This is a genomic window from Pseudomonas sp. LBUM1652 (assembly GCF_059716105.1).
In genome coordinates, this window is record NZ_CP166804.1 from 1,860,301 (window position 1) to 1,881,168 (window position 20,868).

General features: G+C 59.0%; 21 protein-coding genes. All 21 read left to right on the plus strand.

All coding sequences use genetic code 11. The annotated features are described in order from the left end of the window. The first annotated feature begins 154 nt into the window (after positions 1-154). A complete protein-coding gene (locus ACA069_RS08415; RefSeq protein ID WP_401271060.1) occupies positions 155-1,081 on the plus strand; it encodes a ketoacyl-ACP synthase III in 927 nt (308 codons plus the stop codon). Between the two features lie 92 nt (positions 1,082-1,173). After that, positions 1,174-2,466 (plus strand): motility associated factor glycosyltransferase family protein, encoded by a 1,293-nt coding sequence (locus ACA069_RS08420; RefSeq protein WP_497617059.1) that lies wholly within the window; start codon positions 1,174-1,176, stop codon positions 2,464-2,466. Beyond that, the gene (locus ACA069_RS08425) at positions 2,463-2,726 is read left to right on the plus strand and encodes a hypothetical protein (protein WP_497617061.1); all 264 of its coding nucleotides are present in this window, start codon (positions 2,463-2,465) and stop codon (positions 2,724-2,726) included. The genes ACA069_RS08420 and ACA069_RS08425 overlap by 4 nt, the downstream gene beginning before the upstream one ends. A 252-nt stretch (positions 2,727-2,978) precedes the next feature. Further along, entirely contained in the window at positions 2,979-3,830 is an 852-nt protein-coding gene (locus ACA069_RS08430) for a flagellin domain-containing protein (RefSeq protein WP_123465735.1), read from the plus strand. A gap of 74 nt (positions 3,831-3,904) precedes the next feature. Continuing rightward, positions 3,905-4,270, plus strand: coding sequence for a flagellar protein FlaG (locus tag ACA069_RS08435; RefSeq protein WP_187677371.1), 366 nt, complete (start codon positions 3,905-3,907; stop codon positions 4,268-4,270). A gap of 82 nt (positions 4,271-4,352) precedes the next feature. Continuing rightward, positions 4,353-5,783, plus strand: coding sequence for a flagellar filament capping protein FliD (gene fliD / locus ACA069_RS08440; protein WP_497617064.1), 1,431 nt, complete (start codon positions 4,353-4,355; stop codon positions 5,781-5,783). Between the two features lie 128 nt (positions 5,784-5,911). Further along, positions 5,912-6,307, plus strand: a complete 396-nt coding sequence (gene fliS / locus ACA069_RS08445; RefSeq protein WP_187677373.1) for a flagellar export chaperone FliS — start codon at positions 5,912-5,914, stop codon at positions 6,305-6,307. A gap of 10 nt (positions 6,308-6,317) precedes the next feature. Beyond that, on the plus strand, positions 6,318-6,614 hold the full coding sequence (gene fliT / locus ACA069_RS08450) for a flagellar protein FliT (RefSeq protein ID WP_187677374.1): 297 nt from the start codon (positions 6,318-6,320) through the stop codon (positions 6,612-6,614). A 172-nt stretch (positions 6,615-6,786) separates the two neighbouring features. Further along, entirely contained in the window at positions 6,787-8,262 is a 1,476-nt protein-coding gene (locus ACA069_RS08455) for a sigma-54 dependent transcriptional regulator (protein WP_187677375.1), read from the plus strand. A gap of 127 nt (positions 8,263-8,389) precedes the next feature. Continuing rightward, on the plus strand, positions 8,390-9,583 hold the full coding sequence (locus ACA069_RS08460) for a sensor histidine kinase (protein ID WP_489878735.1): 1,194 nt from the start codon (positions 8,390-8,392) through the stop codon (positions 9,581-9,583). Positions 9,584-9,588: 5 nt separating this feature from the next. Beyond that, positions 9,589-10,980, plus strand: coding sequence for a sigma-54-dependent transcriptional regulator (locus ACA069_RS08465; RefSeq protein ID WP_187677376.1), 1,392 nt, complete (start codon positions 9,589-9,591; stop codon positions 10,978-10,980). Positions 10,981-11,107: 127 nt separating this feature from the next. Further along, positions 11,108-11,437 carry a flagellar hook-basal body complex protein FliE gene (gene fliE / locus ACA069_RS08470; RefSeq protein ID WP_401272007.1) on the plus strand — a complete coding sequence of 110 codons (330 nt, stop codon included), beginning with the start codon at positions 11,108-11,110 and terminating at the stop codon, positions 11,435-11,437. Between the two features lie 15 nt (positions 11,438-11,452). Next, positions 11,453-13,240, plus strand: coding sequence for a flagellar basal-body MS-ring/collar protein FliF (gene fliF, locus ACA069_RS08475; RefSeq protein ID WP_187677378.1), 1,788 nt, complete (start codon positions 11,453-11,455; stop codon positions 13,238-13,240). Continuing rightward, the gene (gene fliG, locus ACA069_RS08480) at positions 13,233-14,252 is read left to right on the plus strand and encodes a flagellar motor switch protein FliG (protein ID WP_095191139.1); all 1,020 of its coding nucleotides are present in this window, start codon (positions 13,233-13,235) and stop codon (positions 14,250-14,252) included. Before fliF ends, fliG begins: the two co-directional genes overlap by 8 nt. 4 nt (positions 14,253-14,256) lie before the next feature. Further along, positions 14,257-15,063: a flagellar assembly protein FliH gene (fliH, locus tag ACA069_RS08485; RefSeq protein WP_187677379.1), complete on the plus strand. Its 807-nt coding sequence runs from the start codon at positions 14,257-14,259 to the stop codon at positions 15,061-15,063. Beyond that, complete coding sequence (gene fliI / locus ACA069_RS08490) at positions 15,053-16,411, plus strand: flagellar protein export ATPase FliI (RefSeq protein WP_187677380.1); 1,359 nt, start codon at positions 15,053-15,055, stop codon at positions 16,409-16,411. Before fliH ends, fliI begins: the two co-directional genes overlap by 11 nt. Before the next feature lie 6 nt (positions 16,412-16,417). Then, positions 16,418-16,867, plus strand: a complete 450-nt coding sequence (gene fliJ / locus ACA069_RS08495) for a flagellar export protein FliJ (protein WP_305442054.1) — start codon at positions 16,418-16,420, stop codon at positions 16,865-16,867. Positions 16,868-16,945: 78 nt separating this feature from the next. Next, entirely contained in the window at positions 16,946-17,251 is a 306-nt protein-coding gene (locus tag ACA069_RS08500) for an STAS domain-containing protein (protein ID WP_489878513.1), read from the plus strand. A 5-nt stretch (positions 17,252-17,256) separates the two neighbouring features. Continuing rightward, positions 17,257-18,963, plus strand: a complete 1,707-nt coding sequence (locus ACA069_RS08505; RefSeq protein ID WP_497617069.1) for an ATP-binding SpoIIE family protein phosphatase — start codon at positions 17,257-17,259, stop codon at positions 18,961-18,963. 31 nt (positions 18,964-18,994) lie between these two features. Beyond that, entirely contained in the window at positions 18,995-19,342 is a 348-nt protein-coding gene (locus ACA069_RS08510; RefSeq protein WP_187677384.1) for an Hpt domain-containing protein, read from the plus strand. A gap of 106 nt (positions 19,343-19,448) precedes the next feature. After that, entirely contained in the window at positions 19,449-20,819 is a 1,371-nt protein-coding gene (locus tag ACA069_RS08515; protein WP_497617070.1) for a flagellar hook-length control protein FliK, read from the plus strand. Positions 20,820-20,868 lie beyond the last annotated feature (49 nt).

Consider the following 20,868-nt stretch of genomic DNA (forward strand, 5'->3'; position numbering starts at 1 on the left):
TCGGGGAGATGGCGCCTGGCCCTTTATCGGTTCCAGTGATAGCCCTTTGCGCTCCCCCTCTGGTTGCCCGTTGTGGCAGCCATTTTCTGTTTGTCGGCGCCCCTCGAATCCTTGCGAGCGGTGGTTTTGGGCTGTTTTTTATTGGGAAGCCGTAATGATTGGCATAAAAAGCATTGCGAGCTACGTTCCTGTAGCCGGCGTGGACAATTACGCACAAGGTGCAAAATTCGAGAAGGATGAAGACTTCATCCTTGGCAAGATCGGCTCGGCATTCCTGCCGCGCAAAGACGCTGAACAAGAAACCTCCGATCTGTGCGTTGAAGCGGCCAATGCGCTGTTTGCCAGCAACCCTGAGCTGAAACGTGAGTCGATCGACGCGCTGATCGTCGTCACTCAGAACGGTGACGAAGAAGGCCTGCCGCATACTGCCGCGATCGTGCAGGACAAGCTCGGTCTGCCGACCAATGTCGCGGCGTTCGATATTTCCTTGGGCTGCTCCGGTTACGTCTATGGCATCTATGCGATCAAGGGCTTCATGGAAGCCGCAGGCCTGAAGAACGGCTTGCTGATCACCGCTGACCCTTATTCGAAGATCGTCGACCCGGAAGATCGCAACACCACCATGCTCTTCGGCGATGCCGCCACCGCCACCTGGATGGGCGAAGATCCGACCTGGGCGTTGGGTAAAGCCAAGTTCGGCACTGACGGCTCCGGCGCTCCGCACCTTAAGGTCAGCAATGGTGTGTTCTTCATGAACGGTCGTCAGGTGTTCAACTTCGCGCTGCTCAAAGTCCCGGCGCATCTGCATGAATTGCTCGACGATTCCGGCCTCAAGGCTGACGACATCGATGCGTTCTGCATTCACCAGGGCAGTGCGGCAATTGTCGATGCGGTGGCGCGGCGCTTCGAAGGCGAGCCGGAGAAGTTCATCAAGGACATGGTCGAGACCGGCAATACCGTGTCGTCGAGTGTTCCGTTGCTGCTGGAAAAACACGTGCTCGATTCTGACTGGAGTCGCGTTGCGATCAGTGGTTTCGGCGTTGGTTTGTCTTGGGGTTCGGCGATCATCTATCGTCCCTGAGTCATCTGATTTTCTATAAAACGCGGCACAAAAAAGCGCTCAAGGTGTAACCTTGAGCGCTATTTTTTTGCCCGGATGTCAGGCGAGGCGCCATGAGCGAGTTTTTTCAATCCAATACCCAGATCATCGAAAAGCGCTGGCCTGCGGTGGCTGCGCGTCTGCTGAGCGAAGACCCGAGCTCGTTGCAGGCCGATCTGCTGGAAGGACTGGGCTCGACCTTGAGCGTCAATGGCATTCAGTTGACCAGTCGGCATGACCGTATGCGTGAAGCGCAGGTGCAGGCCGCAAGCCTGGCAGCCGACAGCCCGGTGTTACACATCTACGGTGCCGGGTTGGGCGATCTGCAACACGAGCTGCTGCTACGTCCGGCACTCGCGCAATTGCACGTGCACATTCTCAATGGCGCCGTGTTTTCGCTGGTGCTGCAACTGCTTGATCAAGCACCGTGGCTCGGCGATTCACGCGTCCAGTTGCACTACGCCGGTGATCGCGAGGAAATCTGCCTGCCTTTCTTTGCCTTGCCGTCCGAGCTGGTGCTGGCAGACGACTACAACGCGAAAATCCGCGACCGACTGATCAGCGAGACGCACCTTACGTTCAATAATCGCGAGTTCGATCCGCACGCTGCGCACATTGTCGAACGCTTGCATGCCAGTCAGACGCTGATGCACGTCGATGCGGATGTCGCCGAGCTGTTCGGCACATGCGCGGGCATGCCGGTGTTTGTGATTGCGACAGGGCCGAGCCTGGAAATGCACTTCCAGCGATTGCGGACGATCCGCGAGCAACAGCCACGGCCGCTGTTTATCTGTGTCGACACCGCGTATAGACCGTTGCTTGAACAGGGGATTCGCCCCGACATCGTGGTTACGATCGATCAGCGCATTGCCGAGCGTCACTTGCCACCGGCCGGCACGAGCGCCATTCGTCTGGTGTATATGCCCATGGTCGATCCGTCAGTGTTGAGTGCCTGGCAAGGCCCGCGCTATGTAGCCTATTCACCTAGTTCGATCTATCAGGCCTTGCGCCAGCAATTTCCCAGAGGTGAATTGCATGGGGGCGGTAGCGTGATCCACCCTGCAGTGGATCTGGCGGTGAAAATGGGTGCCGGGGAAATCACCCTGTTCGGTGCCGACTTTGCCTTCCCGGGCGACAAGACCCATGCCGGCTGGAATGACGGTGAACTGGGACCTCAACTCGGTGCGGCGAAACACTGGGTGCTCGATGGCCACGGCCAACGCATCAAAACCCAACTCAACTTCCGTAGCTATCTGTGCGAACTGGAGCGCTTTATCGCCGGGCATCCTCAGGTGCGCTTTTACAACAGCAGTCGGGCCGGGGCGATCATTGCCGGGACCGCCTTTCATCCGGAGTTGGCGCTATGAGTGCAATGTTTGTCGAGCAGGCACAGCAGTGTGCGACGTTGTTCCGGCTGGGGCGTGACGTTGAGGCAGGGTTGGCGATGATTGATCTGGCCGCTGCGCTGCAACCATCCTTCGATCAAGCGGGTGCGGATAATCAACACCAATGGCTGCAGGTTCTCAGTCTGATGCTGGAATGTCAGGAAGCGCAAAACTGGCTGGCACTGGCGGATTACCTCGAATACGAATTGACTCAACTGGTCACGGACAGTCTGTCCGTTTAGACAATTTCTCCCCACTCGTCGGTTCTGGCTCCCGATCTTGAGCTTCCGGCGTATTCCTGACGCCATTTTTTCGTTTGTCGACGGCCGCCAAGTCCTTGATTTACGAGGGGTGGCCGTCTGATGGCAATTTTTTTCGAAAATCCCCTAAAGCAAGTCCCAATCCCGACGATAACTATTACGAAGGTTCTCTAGGCCATACCCGGCGGTTGCCAGGGCCGGAAGCCGCAGTACCCAACCAACGAGGAATTCGTCATGGCTTTAACAGTAAACACTAACGTCACATCGTTGAACGTTCAGAAAAACCTGAACCGTGCTTCCGACGCTCTGTCGACTTCGATGACTCGCCTGTCTTCCGGCCTGAAAATCAACAGCGCTAAAGACGACGCCGCCGGCCTGCAAATCGCTACCCGTATGACTTCGCAGATCCGTGGTCAGACCATGGCGATCAAAAACGCCAACGACGGTATCTCGATCGCTCAGACCGCTGAAGGCGCGATGCAAGAATCGACCAACATTCTGCAGCGTATGCGTGAACTGGCTGTTCAAGCACGAAACGACTCGAACGGCACCGACGACCGTGCTGCTCTGAACAAAGAATTCGCGACCATGTCGGACGAGCTGACTCGTATCGCCAAGTCGACCAACCTGAACGGCAAAAACCTGATCGACGGTACTGCTGGCACCATGACCTTCCAGGTTGGTTCCAACACTGGCGCTACCAACCAGATCACCATCACTCTGAACAGCGGCTTCGACGCTGCAACTCTGAGCGTTGGTTCGGCTACTATCGCTGTTACCGGTACCGACAGCACCACTGCTGAAGCAAGCACCAAAGCTGCAATCGACGCGATCGACAAAGCTCTGAAAACCATCAACACCAGCCGTGCGGACCTCGGTGCTGCTCAGAACCGTCTGACCAGCACTATCTCCAACCTGCAAAACATCAACGAAAACGCCAGTGCTGCACTGGGTCGCGTACAAGATACCGACTTCGCTGCTGAAACTGCACAGCTGACCAAGCAACAAACTCTGCAACAAGCTTCGACCGCAGTTCTGGCTCAGGCCAACCAACTGCCATCCGCTGTACTGAAACTGCTTCAGTAATAGCTGGTGAGTTTTGGCGGGGGAGTGCGCTTGTCGCGCTCTCTCGCTTTTTACTTTTTTAAGAGGTGATGGACATGGATATGAGCGCCAAGCTGAACTTGTCTTATCCTGCGGCCAAGCAGGCGACGACTGTTGCCGACAAGCCTGCGGAGAAGCCTCGCCCGGTGGTTGCCCCGGTAGCTATCGTCAAGGATGAACGCAAAAGCGATCAGACCGAGCAGGAAAAACTGAAGATGGCCGTTCAGGAAATCGAAAAGTTTGTGCAGTCGGTCAAGCGCAATCTGGAGTTCTCGATCGATGAGCCTTCAGGCAAAGTAGTGGTCAAAGTGATTGCCAGCGAATCCGGTGAGGTGATCCGTCAGATCCCCAACGAAGAAGTGCTGAAACTGGCAAATAGTTTGAATGATGCAAGCAGCCTGTTGTTCAGCGCTAAAGTCTGACAGCTGGCACGAATTTTGTTGCTATGTTCTTTTGGGCGTTGTAGTGGTCAAAAGACCGGCGACACACTGAAGGGAGTTCCACATGGCAAGTCCAATTCTACCGGGCACGGGTTTAGGCTCCGGCCTTGATACCGGTGCTATCGTCAAAGCCCTGGTAAACGCTGACAAAGCGGCCAAGCAAGGTCAGATCGACCGTGGGACTGCGACCAACACCGCAAGCATTTCCGGTATCGGTACTCTGAAGTCGTTGATGACGGCTTTCACTCAGACCTTGACGGACCTGGGCAGTCTCTCCAACCCACAGTTCCCGGGTTTTGCTGCCACTTCCTCTGATCCAAAGATCCTCGGCGCCACTGCCGGCAACACGGCGGTCAATGGTAACTACGTTGTGACCGTCGGCAAGCTGGCCACCTCCTCGAAGGTTGCCAGTGCCGCTTTTGCAGGTGGTAACACCAGTCCGATTACGGCTGGCACGCTGACCATCAAGCAGGGTACTGGCACATATAACCTCGACATCAAGGCTGGGGCGACACTGCAATCGGTGCGCGACTCGATCAACGGTGACGACAAGCTCAAGAGCGCAGGCATCAGTGCCAACATCGTCACTGACTCCTTTGGTTCGCGTCTGGTATTGGGTTCTACTACCACGGGTGCGGGTTCCGATATTTCCGTCAGCGGAATTTCCGAGCTGGCCATCAATGGCAGTACCGTGATTGGCACCAGCGGCTCGCCGATGACGGCGACTTCCGCGGGTTCCATTGGTGCTCTGGCGATCGATGCCGAATTCACCATCGACGGCATGGCCCTGACCAGCAAGAGCAATACCGTCGACAAGGCTGTTTCCGGCCTGACCTTGAATCTGGTAGCGACCGGTACCTCCACTGTCACCGTCGCCAGCAACAACGATGGCTTGAAGGCTTCCATTCAGAAGTTCGTCGATGCCTACAATGCTCTGGCCAACGGCATCACTGCGCTGACCAAGCCTTCCCTGGACGATGATGGCAAGCCGACCGTTGCGGCGGCTCTGACTGGCGACGCCTTGCCGCGTTCGATCCTGTCGGCCATCCGTGAGCCGCTGTCGCAAACCGGTTCGGGCGACAAGCTGACCGTTCTGGCGCAACTGGGCATTACCACCGATCAGAAAACCGGTGCGCTCTCTTTTGACAGCACCAAGTTCACCGCTGCCATGAATGACAAGAAGCTGGGTGGCGAAGTCCAGAAGATGTTCGTTGGCGAGTTGGGTTCTGACAACGGTCTGCTCAAGCGCATGCAAAAAGCGATTACGCCGTTCTCCACTACTGGCGGGATTCTGGATCAGCGCACCACCAGTCTGAACAAGACCAAGACCAAACTGACCAATGATCAGGCTGCGCTCGATCGTCGTATCGAAACCCTGACCGCTGTACTGACCAAAAAGTACAACGACATGGACACCCTTGTCGGCAAGCTGAAGGCCACCGCCAGCAACATCACTTCGATGTTCGAGGCGTTGACCGCTCAACAGAAAGGCTAAGGCCTGAAACGCCAAAAGCCCGGCAGCGTTTTTATACGCTCCGGGCTTTTTGTATTTCAATCTAAAGTTTTTTGACGCATCGTCGATACCCTTGATATGCGTCCCATAGAAATTTGATGAGGTAGAACATGAATCCGATGTTAGCCCTTCGCCAATACCAGAAGATTGGCGCTCAGGCGCAGACTTCCGAAGCCAGTCCGCACCGTCTGGTACAGATGCTGATGGAAGGTGGTCTGGATCGTATTGCCCAGGCCAAAGGTGCCATGGAGCGCAAGGACATCCCGAACAAGGGCATCCTGATCGGCAAAGCCATCGGCATTATCGGTGGTCTGCTTGAAGGGCTTGATCTGGATAATCGGTCGGAGCAGGTTGGCGAGTTGGCCAATCTCTATGAATACATGATGAAGCGTCTGACCGAAGCCAACGCCAAGACCGATCCAAAGATCCTCGACGAAGTCGCTGACCTGCTGCGCACGGTCAAGGACGGCTGGGATGCCATCGGCACGCCGGCTCCACAGTTTTAAGGAGATCACCATGAGTCTTGTATTGCAGCGAATCGAAGAAACCCGCGAGGCTCTGGTCGGTGCTCTGGCCGAGCGCAACTGGGAAGCTATTGGCGAGCTGGATCTGGCTTGCCGTTCCTGCATGGAAGACGTCTTGAGTGAAGCTTCGGTGGACGAGGCCGCGTTGCGCGATAACCTTGAGGAATTGCTCGGGGTTTACAAAAAGCTGCTCGAGGCGGCGACGGGGGAGCGGCAGGCGATAGCCAACGAGATGTCGCAGATCACCCAAGCGCAGAACGCGGCAAAGGTTTACCATCTGTTTGGTTAATTAACCCCCAGTTAATCCAGATATGTGCGCCATAAATTTGACTGTGCACGGTTTTTTGACTTAACTAGTGGCTGATTTCAGATTTCAGGCGTCTACAGGCACATGGTGTCCTGCAAGCGTCTCGCTTGCCCCATTTTTCGGGCATTGAGTTGACTAGGGAAGTTGCTATTGCATGTGGCGTGAAACCAAAATTCTGCTGATCGATGACGATAGCGTCCGCCGCCGCGACCTGGCGGTGATCTTAAATTTTCTCGGCGAAGAAAATTTACCCTGCGGAAGCCATGACTGGCAGCAGGCAGTCGGCTCTTTGTCATCTAGTCGTGAGGTCATTTGCGTACTGATCGGGACGGTCAATGCTCCTGGTGCGCTTTTGGGCTTGTTAAAGACACTCTCAACCTGGGATGAGTTCCTTCCGGTTTTGCTGATGGGCGATAATTCTTCCGTTGACTTGCCTGAAGACCAGCGTCGTCGAGTGCTTTCGACCCTCGAAATGCCGCCCAGCTACAGCAAACTGCTCGACTCCCTGCACCGTGCCCAGGTCTATCGCGAGATGTATGACCAGGCCCGCGAGCGCGGCCGTCATCGTGAACCCAACCTGTTCCGCAGCCTCGTCGGCACCAGCCGGGCGATCCAGCACGTGCGCCAGATGATGCAGCAAGTGGCCGACACAGACGCCAGCGTGCTGATCCTCGGCGAGTCCGGCACCGGCAAGGAAGTGGTTGCGCGCAACCTGCATTACCACTCCAAGCGCCGCGACGCGCCGTTCGTGCCGGTGAACTGCGGGGCGATCCCGGCAGAGCTGCTCGAGAGCGAGCTGTTCGGCCACGAGAAGGGCGCCTTCACCGGCGCAATCACCAGCCGTGCCGGCCGCTTCGAACTGGCCAACGGCGGTACGTTGTTCCTCGACGAAATCGGCGACATGCCGCTGCCGATGCAGGTCAAGCTGCTGCGCGTGCTGCAAGAACGCACCTTCGAGCGTGTGGGCAGCAACAAGACCCAAAGCGTCGACGTGCGCATCATCGCCGCGACCCACAAGAACCTCGAAAGCATGATCGAGATCGGCACCTTCCGCGAAGACCTCTACTATCGCCTGAACGTGTTCCCGATCGAGATGGCGCCGCTGCGTGAGCGCGTCGAAGACATCCCGCTGCTGATGAACGAACTGATCTCGCGCATGGAACACGAAAAGCGCGGTTCGATCCGTTTCAACTCGGCGGCAATCATGTCGCTGTGCCGTCACGGCTGGCCGGGCAACGTCCGCGAGCTGGCCAACCTGGTGGAGCGCATGGCGATCATGCATCCGTACGGGGTGATCGGCGTGGTCGAGCTACCGAAGAAATTCCGCTACGTCGACGATGAAGACGAGCAGTTGGTCGACAGCCTGCGCAGTGATCTGGAAGAGCGCGTGGCAATCAACGGCCATACGCCGGACTTCACCGCCAACGCCATGCTTCCGCCGGAAGGCCTGGATCTGAAGGACTACCTCGGTGGTCTGGAACAGGGCCTGATTCAGCAGGCGCTGGACGATGCCAATGGCATCGTTGCGCGTGCGGCCGAGCGCTTGCGCATTCGCCGTACCACGCTGGTGGAGAAGATGCGCAAGTACGGCATGAGCCGGCGCGATGGTGATGAACAGGCGGATGATTGACGCCTGTTTTTCAACCTCTTCATTTATAAGCAGTTTTTTTTAGGCACGGGTATTGCTACATCCCTCGCAACGTTCCGTTTAACTGACGGTCAGCCAGCGAGAGAGCACAATGCCCCAAGTCGCCCAGATGTCTTCTGCCTCCAGTCCCGAGGGGCAGCCGTCCTCCGTAGAGCAGGTCAGCCGACAGGGTCTTGAGCAGGCATTCGCGCTGTTCAGCCAGATGTCCAGTCAGTTGACTGACTCCTATAGCATGCTTGAAGCGCGGGTGACTGAGCTCAAGGGTGAGCTGGCGGTGGTCAGTGCTCAGCGCATGCAGGAACTGGCGGAAAAAGAGCGTCTGGCCAACCGTTTGCAAAACCTCCTTGATCTATTGCCCGGTGGCGTCATCGTGATCGATGGTCACGGCATTGTGGTCGAAGCCAACCCGGCGGCCATCGAGTTGCTCGGTTTGCCACTGGAAGGCGAGCTGTGGCGCCATGTCATCGCGCGCTGCTTCGCCCCGCGTGAAGACGACGGTCACGAAATCTCTCTAAAAAACGGTCGGCGCCTGTCGATTGCCACCCGCTCGCTGGATGCCGAGCCGGGGCAATTGGTGCTGCTCAACGACCTGACCGAAACCCGTCATCTACAGGATCAACTGGCGCGCCACGAACGCTTGTCTTCGTTGGGGCGGATGGTCGCCTCGCTGGCTCATCAGATCCGCACCCCGCTATCCGCCGCGTTGCTCTACGCCAGCCATTTGACTGAGCAGGAGCTGCCCGTCGCCACTCAGCAGCGGTTCGCTGGCCGCCTCAAGGAACGCCTGCATGAGTTGGAGCATCAGGTGCGCGACATGCTGGTTTTTGCCCGCGGTGAATTGCCACTGACCGACCGCCTCACGCCTAACGCCTTGATGCAGTCGCTGCAAGCGGCCGCATTGACCCATGTGCAGGATTTGCCCATCCGCTGGCAGTGCGACAGCCATGTCGGCGAGTTGCTGTGCAATCGTGACACGCTGGTCGGCGCTCTTTTGAACCTGATCGAAAACGCCATTCAGGCCAGCGCCGGCGATGTGCGCTTGAAAGTGCATTGCTACACCCGCGACAACACCCTGCGGCTGTGTGTCAGCGATACCGGTAGCGGGATTGAGCCGGCGGTGCTGGCGCGGCTCGGCGAGCCATTTTTCACCACTAAAGTCACTGGCACGGGCCTGGGCCTGACCGTGGTCAAGGCTGTCGCCCGTGCGCATCAGGGAGAATTGCAGCTGCGTTCGCGAGTCGGGCGCGGTACGTGCGCGCAGGTGATCCTGCCGCTGTTTTCCGCTGTACAGGGAGCTGAGTGAAAGACATGGGCATCAAGGTTTTGCTGGTCGAGGATGACCGTTCGTTGCGCGAAGCGCTGGCCGATACGCTGCTGTTGGCGGGCCACGATTATCACGCGGTCGGCAGCGCTGAAGAGGCGTTGACGGCGGTGGCGCGCGAAGCGTTCAGTCTGGTGGTCAGCGACGTCAACATGCCTGGCATGGATGGGCATCAATTGCTTGCGCTGCTGCGTGCCCGGCAGCCGCAGTTGCCAGTGTTGCTGATGACTGCGCATGGCGCCGTCGAGCGAGCCGTCGATGCGATGCGCCAGGGAGCGGCGGATTATCTGGTCAAACCGTTCGAGCCCAAGGCGCTGCTCGATCTGGTGTCTCGACATGCTCTCGGCAGTCTAGGTGCCAGTGATGCCGAAGGCCCGATTGCGGTCGAGCCGGCCAGTGCTCAATTGCTTGAGCTGGCGGCGCGGGTCGCACGCAGTGATTCCACCGTGCTGATCTCGGGCGAGTCCGGTACCGGCAAAGAAGTGCTGGCGCGCTATATCCACCAGCAATCCCATCGTGCCAATCAGCCGTTTATCGCGATCAACTGTGCCGCGATCCCTGACAACATGCTCGAGGCGACGCTGTTCGGTCACGAAAAGGGCTCGTTCACTGGCGCCATCGCGGCGCAGGCCGGCAAATTCGAACAGGCCGACGGCGGCACTATCCTGCTCGACGAAATTTCCGAAATGCCCCTCGGTCTGCAAGCCAAACTGCTGCGTGTGCTGCAGGAGCGAGAAGTCGAGCGGGTCGGTGCGCGCAAGCCGATCACCCTGGATATCCGTGTGGTCGCGACCACCAACCGCGATCTCGCCGGCGAAGTGGCAGCGGGTCGCTTCCGTGAAGATCTTTTCTACCGTCTGTCAGTTTTCCCGCTGGCGTGGCGTCCACTTCGCGAACGTACTGCCGATATCTTGCCGCTGGCTGAGCGGTTGCTGGCCAAACACGTCAATAAAATGAAGCATGCCGCGGCGAAACTCTCGCCTGAGGCGCAAGCGTGCCTGACCGGTTATCCATGGCCGGGCAATGTGCGTGAACTGGATAACGCGATTCAGCGTGCGCTGATTTTGCAGCAGGGCGGCTTGATCCAGCCGCAGGATTTTTGTCTGGCGGGCTACGTGACGTTCGCTGCATTGCCAGTCAAGTCGCCGACGCCTGCGGTGAATCGTGAGGTCGAAATCGACGCCGATTCGGCCGGTGCCTTGGGCGACGACCTGCGCCGCCGGGAGTTTCAGATGATCATCGACACCCTGCGCAGCGAGCGTGGCCGACGCAAGGAAGCGGCTGAAAAACTCGGAATCAGCCCGCGCACCCTGCGTTACAAACTGGCGCAAATGCGCGATGCGGGCATGGACGTCGAAGGCTATTTGTTCGCCACCTGATTGCCGGCGCAATGCTTGAAAACGCTTTTCTGAAAAGGCTGCCCATGAGCTGGCACCCTTGTTGCTAATACCTGTGTACCCGCCGAGTGAGTGTCAAAAAATTGCGGGCCGCCCAAGAGAGTAGACCATGAGCCAAGGTATTGAATTCAATCGGTTGATGATGGACATGAAGGCCATGCAAATGGATGCCATGTCTGCGCCGAAATCGACTGCCGCTGTCCCTGAACTGGCGGGCAGCAGCTTTTCCGACATGCTCGGTCAGGCGATCAATAAAGTCAGCGATACCCAGCAGGCGTCGGCTCAATTGGCCAATGCATTCGAAGTGGGCAAGAGCGGCGTCGATCTGACGGACGTGATGATTTCCTCACAGAAAGCCAGCGTGTCGTTTCAGGCTCTGACCCAGGTGCGCAACAAACTGGTTCAGGCTTATCAAGACATCATGCAGATGCCGGTATAAGGACGAGATTGAGTCATGGCAGAAGCAGTCGCCGATAACGTTCCGGCCAAGGCCACCCCGATAGACGGCAAACCGCCGCTGTTCGGCCTGTCCTTCCTGGAAAACCTCTCCGAGATGACCGTGCTGCGTCAGGTGGGCCTGTTGGTCGGCCTGGCTGCGAGCGTGGCGATTGGCTTTGCCGTGGTGCTGTGGTCGCAGCAGCCGGATTACCGTCCGTTGTACGGCAGTCTGGCCGGCATGGACGCCAAGCAGGTCATGGATACCCTGGCCTCCGCCGACATTCCTTACACCGTTGAACCGAACTCCGGCGCCTTGCTGGTCAAGGCCGATGACCTATCCCGTGCGCGCCTCAAGCTCGCGGCCGCTGGTGTCACTCCCAGCGACGGTAACATCGGTTTTGAAATCCTCGACAAGGAACAAGGTCTGGGCACCAGCCAGTTCATGGAAGCGACCCGTTATCGTCGCGGCCTTGAAGGTGAACTGGCGCGCACCATTTCCAGCCTGAACAACGTCAAGGGTGCCCGCGTGCACCTGGCGATTCCGAAGAGTTCGGTGTTCGTGCGCGATGAACGCAAGCCAAGCGCTTCGGTACTGGTCGAGTTGTACTCCGGTCGTTCGCTGGAGCCGGGTCAAGTGGTTGCCATCATCAACCTGGTGGCGACTTCCGTTCCTGAGCTGAGCAAATCGCAGATCACCGTCGTCGACCAGAAGGGCAACCTGCTCTCTGATCAGGCGGAAAACTCTGAAATGACCATGGCCGGCAAGCAGTTCGATTACAGCCGCCGCATGGAAAGCATGCTCACTCAGCGTGTGCACAATATTCTGCAACCGGTACTGGGTAATGATCGCTACAAGGCTGAAGTCTCGGCCGATGTCGATTTCAGTGCCGTCGAATCGACTGCCGAGCAGTTCAACCCGGATCAACCGGCGTTGCGCAGCGAGCAGTCGGTCAACGAACAACGTACCGCCAGCAACGGCCCGCAAGGTGTGCCGGGTGCCCTGAGCAACCAGCCGCCATCGCCAGCCTCGGCACCGCAAACCACCGGTGGTGCTCAAGCCGCCGCCGGCATGATCCAGCCAGGTCAGCCATTGGTTGACGCCAACGGTCAGCAGATCATGGACCCGGCCACCGGTCAGCCGATGCTCGCGCCGTACCCGGCCGACAAGCGTCAACAATCCACCAAGAACTTCGAACTCGATCGTTCCATCAGCCACACCAAGCAGCAGCAGGGTCGCCTGAATCGTCTGTCGGTGTCGGTGGTGGTCGATGATCAGGTCAAGGTCAACGCGGCTAATGGTGAAACCACCCGCGCGCCGTGGACCGCCGACGAATTGGCGCGCTTCACTCGTCTGGTGCAGGACGCCGTCGGCTTCGACGCCAGCCGTGGCGACAGCGTCAGCGTGATCAACATGCCGTTCTCCGCCGAGCGCGGTGAAGTGATCGCCGATATTCCGTTCTACTCCCAGCCATGGTTCTGGGACATCGTCAAACAGGTGCTGGGTGTGTTGTTCATCCTGGTGCTGGTGTTTGGTGTGCTGCGTCCGGTGCTCAACAACATCACCGGCGGTGGCAAAGGCAAGGAGCTGGCCGGTCTGGGCAGCGACGTGGAACTCGGTGGCATGGGCGGCCTGGACGGCGAACTTTCCAACGACCGCGTGAGCCTCGGTGGTCCGCAGAGCATTCTGTTGCCGAGCCCGAGCGAGGGTTATGACGCGCAGCTGAATGCAATCAAGAGTCTGGTGGCAGAAGACCCGGGTCGTGTGGCTCAGGTCGTGAAAGAGTGGATTAACGCAGATGAGTGATAACCGAGCCGCCGTCGCCAAACTGACCCGGGTTGATAAAGCCGCAATTCTGCTGCTGTCCCTGGGGTCGACCGATGCTGCGCAAGTGCTGCGTCACATGGGCCCGAAAGAGGTTCAGCGTGTAGGTGTGGCGATGGCGCAGATGGGCAACGTCCATCGCGAGCAGGTCGAACAGGTCATGAGCGAGTTCGTCGACATCGTCGGCGACCAGACCAGCCTGGGCGTCGGTTCCGATGACTACGTGCGCAAGATGCTCACGCAGGCGCTGGGTGAAGACAAGGCCAACGGCCTGATCGACCGCATCCTGCTCGGTGGCAACACCAGCGGCCTCGACAGCCTGAAATGGATGGAGCCGCGCGCCGTTGCCGACGTGATCCGTTATGAACACCCGCAGATCCAGGCCATCGTGGTTGCCTACCTCGACCCGGATCAGGCTGGTGAAGTGCTCGGCAACTTTGACCACAAGGTGCGCCTGGACATTATCCTGCGCGTCTCGTCGTTGAACACCGTGCAGCCGGCGGCATTGAAAGAACTCAACCAGATTCTCGAGAAGCAGTTCTCCGGCAACTCGAATGCCTCGCGCACCACCCTGGGTGGCATCAAGCGTGCGGCAGACATCATGAACTTCCTCGACAGCTCGATCGAAGGCCAGCTCATGGACTCGATCCGCGAAGTCGACGAAGACCTGTCCGGTCAGATCGAAGACCTCATGTTCGTGTTCAACAACCTGGCCGATGTCGACGACCGCGGTATTCAGGCGCTGTTGCGCGAAGTGTCTTCCGACGTGTTGGTACTGGCCCTCAAGGGTTCGGACGAAGGCGTCAAAGAGAAGATCTTCAAGAACATGTCCAAACGTGCCGCCGAACTGTTGCGCGACGACCTCGAGGCCAAGGGCCCGGTACGGGTCAGCGACGTGGAAACCGCACAGAAAGAAATCCTCACCATTGCCCGTCGCATGGCCGAAGCCGGCGAGATCGTGCTCGGTGGCAAGGGCGGCGAGGAAATGATCTAAGCCCATGGATAAGCACGATGACGATGTGACGGATCTGATCCGTGCCCGCGATGTCCGTGGTTTCGAATCCTGGGCGTTGCCCAGCTTCGATCCGCCGAAACCGGAACCCGAGCCGGAACCGGAGCCTGAACCGCCGGAAATGGAAGAAGTGCCGCTGGAAGAAGTCCAGCCACTGACCCTCGAAGAACTCGAAAGCATCCGTCAGGAGGCTTACAACGAGGGCTTCGCCGTCGGCGAAAAAGAAGGTTTTCACAGTGCCACGCTCAAGGTGCGTCAAGAAGCCGAAGTGGCCCTGGCGGCGAAACTCGCCAGCCTTGAGCAGTTGATGGGTCATCTGTTCGAACCCATCGCCGAGCAAGATACCCAGATCGAAAAGTCGCTGGTTGACCTCGTGCAACACATCACCAAACAGGTGATCAAGCGCGAGTTGGCCATCGACTCCAGTCAGATCGAACACGTCATGCGCGACGCCCTCAAGCTGTTGCCGCTGGGCGTCGACAATGTGCGTTTGTACGTCAATCCACAGGACTTCGAACAGGCCAAAGCCCTGCGCGAACGTCATGAGGAAACCTGGCGCATCGTCGAAGACGAGTCGCTGATGCCGGGCGGTTGCCGGGTTGAAACTGCGCACAGCCGCATCGATGCGAGCATTGAAACCCGCGTCACTCAGGTCATGGACAAACTGTTCGATCAGTTGCACGAACAGGCCCTGCACCCGGCTGCAGCGGATCTGAGCCTGGATATCCCCGAAGAATCAAAATCGGCGGCCATCCCTGACGAGCCGCTCGCGGACGAACCCGATGCGCCTTGAACGCACCAGTTTCGCCAAGCGCCTCAGCACGTATGCCGAAGCCACCGAAATGGCTGGCGCGCCGATTCTCGAAGGTCGCCTGCTGCGCATGGTCGGCCTCACTCTCGAAGCCGAAGGCTTGCGCGCAGCCATGGGCACGCGCTGCCTGGTGATCAACGACGACAGCTATCACCCCTCGCAGGTGGAAGCGGAAGTCATGGGCTTCTCGGGCAGTAAAGTCTTTCTGATGCCGGTCGGCAGCGTCGCCGGTATTGCCCCGGGCGCCCGCGTGGTGCCGTTGGCCGACACCGGTCGCCTGCCGATGGGCATGAGCATGCTCGGTCGTGTACTCGATGGCGCCGGTCGCGCGCTGGACGGCAAGGGCGGCATGAAAGCCGAAGACTGGGTGCCGATGGACGGCCCGACAATCAACCCGCTCAACCGTGATCCGATCAGCGTGCCGCTGGACGTCGGCATCCGTTGCATCAACGGTTTGTTGACGGTCGGGCGTGGCCAGCGTCTCGGTCTGTTCGCCGGTACCGGTGTCGGTAAATCCGTGCTGCTGGGCATGATGACTCGCTTTACCGAGGCCGACATTATCGTCGTGGGTCTGATCGGTGAGCGGGGTCGAGAAGTTAAGGAATTCATCGAGCACATCCTCGGTGAAGAAGGCTTGAAGCGTTCCGTCGTCGTTGCCTCGCCGGCGGACGATGCGCCGCTGATGCGTCTGCGCGCGGCGATGTACTGCACGCGCATCGCCGAGTATTTTCGCGACAAGGGCAAGAACGTCCTGTTACTGATGGATTCGTTGACCCGTTTCGCCCAGGCCCAGCGGGAAATCGCTTTGGCCATCGGCGAACCACCGGCAACCAAGGGTTATCCGCCTTCGGTGTTCGCCAAACTGCCGAAACTGGTGGAGCGCGCCGGTAATGCCGAGAAGGGCGGCGGTTCGATCACCGCGTTCTACACCGTGCTGTCCGAGGGTGACGATCAGCAGGACCCGATCGCCGACTCGGCGCGGGGCGTGCTTGACGGTCACATCGTGCTGTCGCGGCGTCTGGCCGAGGAAGGGCACTATCCGGCCATCGATATCGAAGCGTCGATCAGCCGGGTGATGCCGGCCGTGGTGGGCATCAAGCACATGAACCATGCGCAGATGTTCAAGCAGTACTGGTCGCGCTATCAGCAGAGTCGCGACCTGATCAGCGTCGGTGCTTATGTGGCCGGTGGTGACCGGGAAACCGACACCGCGATCCAGCTGCAACCGACGATGTCGATGTATCTGCGTCAGGGCTTGAACGACAACATCAACATGGGCGCCAGTGCAAATCAGCTGGCCTCGATCTTTGCTCCGGCTCCTGGCGGCTAACTCGCCATGGCCCAGAGTCGAGCCGCGCGTCTGGTGCCGGTGGTGGACATGGCCGAGAAGGCCGAAAAAGCCGCCGTGCAACGCCTCGGGTATTTCCAGGGGCAGGTCAAAGTGGCCGAAAGCAAACTCGCTGACTTGCACGCCTTTCGTCTGGATTATTCGCAGCAGTGGATCGTGCGCGGCAGCACCGGCGTCAGCGGGCAATGGCTGCTCGGCTTTCAGGGCTTTCTGGCGCAACTCGACACCGCCGTCGATCAGCAACGCCAAAGCCTGGTCTGGCACCAGAACAACCTGGACAAGGCGCGGGAGGCTTGGCAGCAAGCGTTCGCTCGTGTCGAGGGGTTGCGCAAACTGGTCCAGCGCTATCGCGACGAGGCTCAGCGCCTCGAAGACAAGCGCGAGCAGAAATTACTGGATGAGTTGTCTCAGCGTTTACCTCGACACGATCCGTTTTGATCTGGCTTCCAACCTTGCCCCAACCCTGTCCAAGTGCTAAACCTTGTACACGTTCGCCAATGACAAGGAAGCCAGTCAATGTCAGTCGTTACAGAAGTCTCTTCGGGTGGGAAAAAACTGACTATCTCGGTCAAGGGCCGATTCGATTTCGCCAAGCATCAGGAGTTTCGGCAGTCCTACGAGGGTGTAAAGCCGAAGCCCGAGTCTTTTGAAGTGAATTTGAAAGACGCCACTTACCTCGACAGTTCCGCGCTCGGCATGCTGCTGTTGTTGCGTGACCATGCGGGCGGCGAAAATGCCGAAATCACCTTGACCCACGCGAATGCCGACGTACGCAAGATACTTGCGATCTCGAACTTCGAACAAATCTTCGACGTGGCATAAACGCAATGCAGGCTGATGCCGAGCCGCTGACGATCCTGATCGCCGAAGACAGCGCCGCCGACCGGCTGCTGCTTTCAACCATTGTCCGTCGTCAGGGCCATGAAGTCCTGACGGCGGCCAATGGTGCCGAGGCCGTCGACGTCTTCCGCCGCCAGCAACCCCACCTTGTCCTGATGGACGCGATGATGCCGGTGATGGACGGCTTCGAAGCGGCCCAGCAGATCAAGTCGCTGGCAGGGGAAACGCTGGTGCCGATCATCTTCCTTACCTCGCTCACTGAAAGCGAGGCGCTGGCCCGTTGTCTGGAGGCCGGTGGCGACGACTTTCTGGCGAAGCCCTACAACCAAGTGATCCTTGCCGCCAAAATCAAGGCGATGGATCGCTTGCGCCGATTGCAGGCGACCGTGCTGCAGCAGCGCGATCTGATCGCCAAACATCACGATTACCTGCTGAACGAACAACGCGTCGCCAAAGCCGTGTTCGACAAGGTCGCGCATTCCGGCTGTCTGAGCGCGCCGAATATTCGCTATCTGCAATCGCCCTATGCGCTGTTCAACGGTGATCTGCTGCTGGCGGCGTACACGCCGGCGGGGGACATGCATGTACTGCTCGGCGATTTCACCGGTCATGGCTTGCCGGCTGCGGTCGGGGCGATGCCGCTGGCCGAAGTGTTCTACGGCATGACGGCCAAGGGCTACGGTCTGGCCGAAACGCTGCGCGAGATGAACGCCAAGCTCAAGCGCATCTTGCCGGTGGACATGTTTTGCTGCGCAACCCTGTTGTGCCTGAGTTCCCAAAGACGTTCGGTCGAGGTGTGGAACGGCGGCATGCCTGACGGCTATCTGCATCGGATCGCCAGCGGTGAGCGCGTACCGTTGGCGGCGCGGCATCTGCCGTTGGGTGTGTTGAGTCCGCAGGCATTCGATGACTGTACCCAGGTCTACTCGATGGCCGTCGGTGATCGGGTCTTTCTGTTGTCCGACGGAGTGATCGACACCAGCAATGCCAGTGATCAATTGTTCGGCGTTGAACGCTTGCAGCGGGTGTTTGCCGCCAATCGCGAGCCGGATTGCCTGTTCGAGGACATCGAGCAGGCGCTGCGCAATTTTCGTGGCGAGGCGCGCGACGATGTGAGCATGGTCGAGGTGAGCCTGCTGGAGCCTGCGCAGGTCAATCCGACAGTCCCGGTCTATTCCGACAGCGGCCAGTCGTGCCCGCTGGACTGGTCGGTGAGCTTTGAGTTTCGTGGTGCTACGCTCAAGCGTTTCAATCCGTTGCCGTACTTGTTGCAGTTGCTCCAGGAGGTGCATGGGTTGCGTGCGCAAAGCGGCGCGTTGTACAGCGTGCTCGCCGAGTTGTATTCCAATGCGCTGGAGCACGGCGTGTTGGGGCTCGACTCCAGCCTCAAGCGCGATGCTGTGGGATTCGCCCGCTACTATGAGCAGCGCAACACCCGTCTGGAGGCCTTGCAGGACGGCTATGTGCGCGTACATTTGCAGGTAAAGCCACAAGGCGAGGGCGGCTGTCTGGTCATTCGAGTCGACGACAGCGGCAAAGGCTTCGACGTGGCGCGGGTGATGGAGCGGCCACTGGACGGTGTCCGTTTGTCGGGGCGTGGGGTCAGTCTGGTTCGACAATTGGGGCGTAACGCCAGTTGGTCGGACGAAGGTCGCAGTGCCCACGTAGAGTTTTTCTGGGAGGTTGAGGCATAATTCGCGCAATTCTTGATCAAGGAGTGAGCAAGTGACTGACGAACATGTAGATCGCGAAACGCTGAGCGCATTGCGCGACGTCATGGAGGATAGTTATCCGGAATTGCTGGATACCTTTCTGACGGATTCCAAAACGCGCTTGGGCGAACTTAAAAATACCGTCGATGCAAAGGCGTTGTCCGACGTTGCCCACAGTTTCAAAGGCAGCGCCAGCAACATGGGAGCCATTCGACTGGCTGAGTTGTGTCATGAACTCGAAGCCCAGGCCAGGCATAAAAGTCCGTCGGAAATTGCCCTGATGGTCGCCGACATCTGCGGCGAGTTTGAGCAGGTTCGTCCTGTCTACGAAGACGAGCAACAGCACTCTCACACCCACTGACTCGCGCCGTCCGGCGCTTTTCTCAGTCGCCGGGCAAAACTGGCCCGGCACTTGCAATTAACTTCGCCAACTGTACCTACGATCCCAGTGCAGCGGAGACCGTTTCATGCCTGCGACCCCTAACATTCTTCTTCAGACCGCCGCTCAGGCCAAGGCGCAAGCCGCCTCGACCAAAACGTCGGCAATGGCCGCAGACGCCGGGGACAAGGCCTCAAGCTTCGCTCAGGTGTTTGCCGATCAAGGGCCGGGCAAGTCTGCGGTGACGGCAGACAGTCCTTTGAAATCGGCGCGCGACAAGGTCGCCGACAACAGCGGCAAGAAAGATGTCGGCAAGGATCAACCGGCCAATACGCAGCCAGCAGTTGCCGATAGCGGCAATGCCTTGCCTGCCGACAAGCCGGCATCGACCGACGACAAGACCGCCACCAGCGACGATGCCGCTGATACGGCAGAGACCCCGGTGGCCGATGCCGCTCCGGTCGACCCGACGCTGGAACCGGCGTTGGCAGAAGTCGTTCAGCCGGTGGTGACCACGCCGGTCGTGGCGGCCCCGGTTGTCGAAACGGCTGCCGAGGCAAAAACCGAAACTCCCGCGCTGGCCGTGTTGCCGAGTGTGACCAAGGAGCCTGCGGCCACGACCGACAGCGATTTCGATCCTTCGGCCGATCCCCTCGATGCTTTGCCAGCCGTGCGCATGGCCATGGAGCAGGGCGGCCACATTTCCGCCGCCAGTCAGGCTCAGCCAAAAGCTTCACCCGCCCAGACCCAGGCCGATGGCGAATTGACCTCGGCACAGAACTTCGCTGCTGGCATGGCGAGCATGCTCGACGTGCAGGCCGACAAGGACAGCACCAGTCAGGGTGGCGAGAAAGCTTTCAGCGGATTGATCGATGACGGTCTTCAAGACTTGAAATCCGCCACCAGTGACACCCGCGTTGATGACTTCGCCAACCGTCTGGCGGCGCTGACTCAAGCCGCGACGCCGAAGACCGCGAACGCTGTGCCGGTGAATCAGCCGATCGCCATGAATCAAAGCGGCTGGACAGAGGAAGTGGTCAACCGCGTCATGTATCTGTCGAGTACCAGTCTGAAAGCGGCTGACATTCAGTTGCAGCCGGCCGAGTTGGGGCGTCTGGATATTCGCGTGAACATGGTTCCGGACCAGCAGACTCAGGTGACGTTCATGAGCGCGCATCCAAGCGTGCGTGAAGCGCTCGACAGCCAGATGCATCGCCTGCGTGACATGTTCACCCAGCAAGGCATGGGTCAGGTTGACGTCAATGTCTCTGACCAGAACCGTGGCTGGCAGGGTCAGCAAGGGCAGGAGCAGGCGCAGCAGGGGCAGGGTGGACGCACCAGCGCTGCGGGTGGTCGACTGGATTCGGCGGATGAAGAGTTGGCGCCTGTCAGCGTGGCTGAAGCTGTCGCGCAGACCACCAGCGTGATCGGCACCAGCGCCGTCGACTATTACGCCTGATCAAACGCATAACCCTTGTGGGAGCGAGCCTGCTCGCGATAGCGGTGTA